The sequence below is a fragment of the Phormidesmis sp. 146-33 genome (assembly GCF_052939515.1).
Window position 1 is genome coordinate 25547 of the sequence record NZ_JBJPHU010000082.1, and the last position, 6335, is coordinate 31881.

Genomic DNA, 6335 nt, shown 5'->3' on the forward strand with positions numbered 1-6335 from the left:
CATCTTATGAGGTTGTAATAGTATGTCTGCCGTTCATGTCCAGTCCAATTCACTACCCTGTTAAAATTAACAATGAGGATATGTTGCAAAACCTCCTCGCATCAAGTTTGGTTGTGTAAGTCAACTAGACATGAAGAACTTCTATCTTCTTAAGCCAATTGCTTTCAGCAAATGAGTACCAAAACTAATTAATGGAAATAGAATTTTTGATACTTTCTCAAGCCTCCGCAGTTTCTTCCAATCGAAGGAACCTACAGAAACTTTTTGGTATACAAAAGCATGGCTCCCGTTTAATTTATGAATCATTTTGAGTCCCATCATTTCAGCAAATAGATTGAAGGTATAACGGAAATGGAACGTCATCGGCAAGTGACATTTTATAACTGGACGAAAGCAATTTGCAACGATTAAATATCCGTCTATCTTTACTGCTGCAATCATTTCAGCTAAAGAATTCAAAGGGTCAGGAACGTGTTCCAGAACGTCTGTACTTATTAGGCAATCGTATTTTCGTTCTAGAGATTCCACGAATTTGATGTTTTCGTAGCTCTTAGTTTTCAGAATTGCATATTGGCTAGGATGGGGTTCACAAACATCGATCGTCAATTTTTTGCCCTTCTCAGCAAGCATACGAGCAAGCGTTCCAAATCCTCCACCAAAATCTACAACTGATGTAATTTGGTTTTGATTAATCCAATCAGATATTAGCTGACGATGCCGCAGTGAAGTTTCGTCTTGTTCAACAAATAATCCATAGAGTATCCAAATTGGATGTCTATAAAAAGCTGAGATCTCTTCCCAATTCAAGCGTACATTATCACAATTTAGTTCATTCCAAACCACATCCATTAGATTCCAAATATCTTGAAGATCGGGGGGAGAATGCTTTGCTTTCAGCAGCAAGCGCTTAATTTCTTTAGACTCTTGGTTTGATAAATTAGCATCCCATTCTAGATTCATTATCTTTTCTCCATTTGCTTAGTTTGTTTGAAACTATAGACTCGAACAAAATACTGCTTATCCAGCTAATCATTTGAAAATTTTACGTTTAATCTTAGAGAGAAGGCGGGGATTAAAGTGAGTTTTTTCAGTAAATTGGTCAGCCTGCCTATCTCGAATCATGAAAGGGGGATGCTGTAGGGGAAATTCCATTTCAGTTGAAGGGAGGTTTGCAAAGGCGCTTTCTACATCTCTTGTATGAGTTGCAACTGAATCAAACCCGATATTAGAGACCAGGTTGACATGGGGTAAAACAGTTAAACCACTTTGCAACCAACATGAATAAATCCAAGCAAAATCCCACGTATCAATTTTGTTTTCATAGAAGGTCTGAAACATTTTTGTCCAATATCGAGCAGCATTCTTGTCACCCAACCAATCATTGAGCCAGTTATCATCACGCAGAGTTTCCCACTGCTGCATCTCAAGGTCATACTGTTGCCATGCTCGTCGCCAAGTTGCCCAGCCCCAAATGTGTGGATAGCAGGAAAAATAATAGCTGTGGGGCGTTCGTCTGCGACCAAACTGGAAATTATTACCTGAGATCGTCATAATCCGCAAATCATCACGATAGCGATCAAGTAGAGCTTCACAAAAAGGAAAAAACGTTGAATCTGGTAGACAATCATCCTCCAAAATAATCGCCTCCTCTACTTGCTCAAACACCCAATCTAGCCCGGTAGCAACACGCTGCTTACAGCCTAGATTGACATCAGAATAGTTTTTTAATACGTCACAATCCCAGTCAACTTGATCAATAATGGCCCGCACCGCAGCACATTGTTCGGCTTCTCCGGCGCGGTTCGATCGCGGCCCATCCGCCACAACAAGCAACTGGGTTGGTTTAGCTTGTCGAATCGCTTCAAAGACTCTGGCAGTAGTGTGCGGCCGATTAAAAATGAGAAAGGCAACAGGAGTCATTTCTTCTTTCTAAGGAGCTAACGAGAGATAGAACTATCAGGATTTGGCTGGGTTAAATTTTGAGAGAATGCTGAACTTCAGGAAGAAATTTCTTATTAATTGCAACAATGTTTTGATAAGCAAAAATCTCCCAATGCATTGGAGAATAGTCACCCATTGGAATCAGTCCATCTGGAAGCAATCTGTAGAATGAGTAATCAGTTAGCAAATTTAGAATGTCTTTGAGAAAGACTCGGCTGATTACATTCATTTCATTAAACTCAAATTGCACCATATCTATATTTCTCTGCTTTAGTGTCTGCTGAGTCCCTAATAAAACCTTCAGTTCATTTCCCTCTGTGTCAACTTTGAGAAGTCTGATGCGATCGAGATTAGAGTGTTGAATAAACTCGTCCAAAGTGATGACATCTACTTCCCAACTTTCAGAAGCGCCTTTGTGAATGTTACTGATAACGTCTTGATAAAGAGAAGCATGAGTTGAGCCACTTTGAGCGCCCTGATAATCGTATAGTTTTAGCTTTCCTTGGATATCACTACAGGCTGCGTTGATTGCAGTGTAATGATGCTGACTTGCCTGATCTGATAACTTCTCAAAAGTTGTTGGGTGAGGCTCAAATGCATATATCTTGGCAGTTTGTGAAAGCCTTCTAACTTTATTAGAATACTCTCCAACATTGGCACCCACGTCAATGACCACCCCATCATTTAGAAACTCAGAAATTTGGTTGAGAAAGGCATCTTCTCCACTCTGCTGATCATCGTCATAGTTGAGGAGTCCTATTCCTCTCAAACTAAGTTGAAAAATTAATTGATTTAACCTAAAAAGCGATTTTCTAAGAAAAATGAGTCGATAAATCCTGATTAGGATATCTCTAACTCTCTCACGAAGAACCTTCCGCATGTCAATCTCTCCTGGATGAACGATCGCAAAAACTCTTAATGCTCTTACTTATTCTATAAAGAGCGCTGGGGATGATTAAAGCTTTGGTTTGCATTCCAAAAAATGCTCTCGTTTTTGCAAAGAAAGCAGTCGCAATGTAGGCTGCAAAACATTGAGCAATCAGAGTAGAAATAGCCGCTCCGACTCCTCCGTAAAGCCGGATAAAGAAATAGTTTAGGATGACGTTAACCCCTGCTCCGATGGCAGTTGACAGAAATGCAAACGACATATAGCCTTCTACTGTCGTCCAAGAGGTTCGCACCACTCCTAAAGAGACAAATAGACCACTCCAGATGTGAATTGATAAGATTACTCCAGCCTCTGCATAACTTTCTCCATAGAGCAGCGTCACGATTTGATTAGCAGATAATGACACAATCAATGCGATCGCATATCCCAGGGCGGACAACCAATCGAGAACTTTTTGAAGTCGATCAAAGTAAATCTCTGAGCCTTTTTGTTTAGCTTGTACAAGGGCTGGAAAGATGGAACTGGTGATAGCTAAGGGGATAAAGTACCAAAGTTCCGATACTCTAACTGCTGCTGAATAGATGCCAACCGCTGCGTCGTCTCTCATCTGCCCGATCATAATTTGATCAGTTCTCATGTAGATCATGATGACAAAACTGGAGAGGATTAATGTCCAGCTATCTTTTAGCAATTCTACGGCACGTTCAGTGCTAAATCTCCAGGCTCTAATCAGGTTTCCTTGAAGTCGATAAATGCTCAATAAGCCAAGCGCGCTCAAAGAAGCTTCTACTAAGTAAGATAATGCAAATAGAGTTAACGAAGCATGTAGATAAATCAGTAAAACTCTCAAAAGATTGGCGGCGACTAATGCTATATTTTTAGCCCAAATCGAGTATTTTGATTGAGTTTGTGACTGAAACCAGAAGTCAATAACATAAAAGGATTCAAACAGCATTCCTGCTGTAAGAATTGCAACTAGCCAATGCAATATAGCTTCTTGAGGGCGAAGTATTAGAATAATGCTAACTGCTACCAAAATGGCTAGTAGCTGGGCCACTAACTTTAGAATTAAAGCGGTTCCCAGCGTCTCATCTTTGCATTCCGGCTCACGGACTATGTTTCTGATGATGATTCCATCGAGGCCCAAGTTCGCGATCGAGTTAAAGATAGAGGAGAATGCAAACGCATAGTTATAAAGACCAAACTGCTGCGGTTCTAAATAACGCGCAACCCAGACACCTACAATTAGCCCGATCGCCATCCGTAAAATCTTGTCGCAAAACAGCCAGGTTGCATTCCCTAAAATCTTCAATAGATTAGGACTTAGCCTTTGCGTGATGATGGACAGCCTATTTGTCATTAATTTATGCCTCTAACTCATATCGACTGCGCCACCTAAAAACACCATCTGTAGATTTTATACAAAAAGCCTTGAAGACTTATAATCAACCTGTCCAAAATCTTGGCACGACTGCACTCAAAAGATTCTAGTCTTACCTCAACATTTTCTTGAACCAGTAGAGAGATTACCGCATATAATAATGCGAAACTACCCTAGAAGTTCATAAAAAATGCTTACTGCTCAAGTATTCAAGTGATTTGAAAAGTCCAGCTTGTACATGGAGAGAGGGCACAAAATCAGCACCTTTACCCATTGTTAATGATGACTTCTGGCAATTCACGCCGTTTAATTCCTGCCCCCTAGCGGTGATATAGAGTTTGGCAATAATACAGAGGAAGTCTAACACTCTTTAAGAAAAATTTTGAGGTCGATCGAGAAGATTCTTTAAGTTGCAATTTTCATTTTCTGCAAACCCCCTCAGCAGTCTCATACCAAAAGAAGAAGGAAGACAGTAGAAGCCCTGTGAACCCAAAATACGAATACAGTAGACATGATCCAAACCGACTTGATTTTCCCTTCAAAGAAGCAGCAACCTTTAAGCCACTATTTTCTCTGGTTTTGGACAACGATTATTACGGCGAGCCTGATTCTGTCTCCTAGATTGGGCGAGAGTGGGCTGTTAAATTTTATTCGAGTAGATGATGTTCTGCTTCCGATTACGGCGATCATCACGATCGTGCTGCTTCCTAGAATTCGTCCTATTCGCAAAATCGTGCTGGCTTTTCTGAGTTTGTTTTTGTTTAACTCGATAGTAGCAGTCGTCAACCACTATTCTGGCTTTAACAACGTCTCACTCTTTGAAAAGCTTCTCCCTTCCTTAAAAAGCTTACAGTATCTAATCTACTTCTGTTTCTTCTTTGCAGTCTCCTGTAAATTAGCGTCGAAGGAGTTTAAGAGGATTGCGGCTAGCTTAATCTTCTGCTTTTTTCCTAACTTGATCTATGCATTTATTCAGATTACTACCTCAAGTTTCTCAGGTTACTACGGATTAGGGATTTTGAATGAAATTAGTCCTACGCTCACCGGCTCTGTATTTTACTTCTTCGCAATCTTGTGTAGCCTATTTTTCATGATTGAAAGAGCTGAGATCAAACAGGCTTTCTGGGTAGTCTTATTTTCACTAAACGTCATTTTTACAGGGCTTACTGGCTCAAGAGGCGCGCTTTTATCTTTGTTAGTTTATTTATTTATCTTAGTTTTCTATGCACTGGTAAATCTTAGAAATAGCAGCAAGTTAGGAGGTCGCTTAGTGTTGCTTTTGATAGTTGGTGTGACTCTCTGTTATCTCTTCATGATTTTGAGTCCGATGTTGGGAGTTAACATACAGCCCTTGTTAGAAAATCTGCCTCAACGTCACCTGGAACTATTTACTTCAGATGTTCAAGAGGAAGGTAGGGTGACCAACTGGTCTGGAGTGATTTCAGACTATGCGTGGCTGGTTTCTCAATCTCCTGCGCTAGGTTTGATTGGATTGGGGTCTGGAGGCACCTATGAAATCTTTGGCATGTTGCTCAATGCTGCGGATAGTCAGTTAGTTTATGTTGCTGTGAGTGGCGGTCTAGTTGGCGGTTTGTTGTATCTGAATGCTTTGAAAGAACTATACTTATTTTTTAGAAGAAAGCTATCACAAACTCTCCTTCCAATTGCACCTTTCATAATGGGACTTTTCTGGTCTTTCATGACATTCTCAATCACTCAAGAAGTGTTTACACTGTCAAAAACTGGAGGGTTGTTTTGGATGTTGTGTGGCTTTCTCAGTGGTGCGATTTGCAGTCAGTCTGTTTCAAGGAATTCTGAGCCTCACCAAGCGTGATGGTGATGAACTGTGGAGTTTTTGCCAGTGATGTCCGCTTACAAAAATTCAGTCTTTTCTTAAATTATTTTCGTAAACTAGAGGCGCAACTGACTCAATTAGCCTCATTGATTTAGCCTCATTGATTGAGAGAAGCACAATCATGAACCAGCCGACGCATACAAATGAGCAGGTTTTCATCCAGCTTGATGTAGTTACCTTGAGTCGAAATTCTTCTAAGGTAATTTCAGCAACTTTAGAGAGTGTGAGTTCGCAAACTTACTGCCACATTAATCATTTAATCATTGACG

At 40.3% G+C, this 6335-nt stretch carries 5 protein-coding genes; 1 reads left to right on the forward strand and 4 read right to left on the reverse strand.

The annotated features are described in order from the left end of the window. Positions 1-141: 141 nt before the first annotated feature. From ACJ2PR_RS25215 to ACJ2PR_RS25230, 4 genes are all read right to left on the reverse strand, one after another. Positions 142-960, reverse strand: a complete 819-nt coding sequence (locus tag ACJ2PR_RS25215; RefSeq protein WP_446860023.1) for a class I SAM-dependent methyltransferase — start codon at positions 958-960, stop codon at positions 142-144. A gap of 69 nt (positions 961-1029) precedes the next feature. Next, on the reverse strand, positions 1030-1920 hold the full coding sequence (locus tag ACJ2PR_RS25220; RefSeq protein WP_446879007.1) for a glycosyltransferase family 2 protein: 891 nt from the start codon (positions 1918-1920) through the stop codon (positions 1030-1032). Positions 1921-1972: 52 nt separating this feature from the next. Continuing rightward, positions 1973-2617 carry an FkbM family methyltransferase gene (locus tag ACJ2PR_RS25225; protein ID WP_446879008.1) on the reverse strand — a complete coding sequence of 215 codons (645 nt, stop codon included), beginning with the start codon at positions 2615-2617 and terminating at the stop codon, positions 1973-1975. 205 nt (positions 2618-2822) lie between these two features. Next, the gene (locus ACJ2PR_RS25230; protein ID WP_446879009.1) at positions 2823-4190 is read right to left on the reverse strand and encodes a flippase; all 1368 of its coding nucleotides are present in this window, start codon (positions 4188-4190) and stop codon (positions 2823-2825) included. A 754-nt stretch (positions 4191-4944) separates the two neighbouring features. Between ACJ2PR_RS25230 and ACJ2PR_RS25235 the strand changes: the two genes are divergently transcribed. Further along, entirely contained in the window at positions 4945-6045 is a 1101-nt protein-coding gene (locus tag ACJ2PR_RS25235) for a hypothetical protein (protein WP_446879010.1), read from the forward strand. Positions 6046-6335 lie beyond the last annotated feature (290 nt).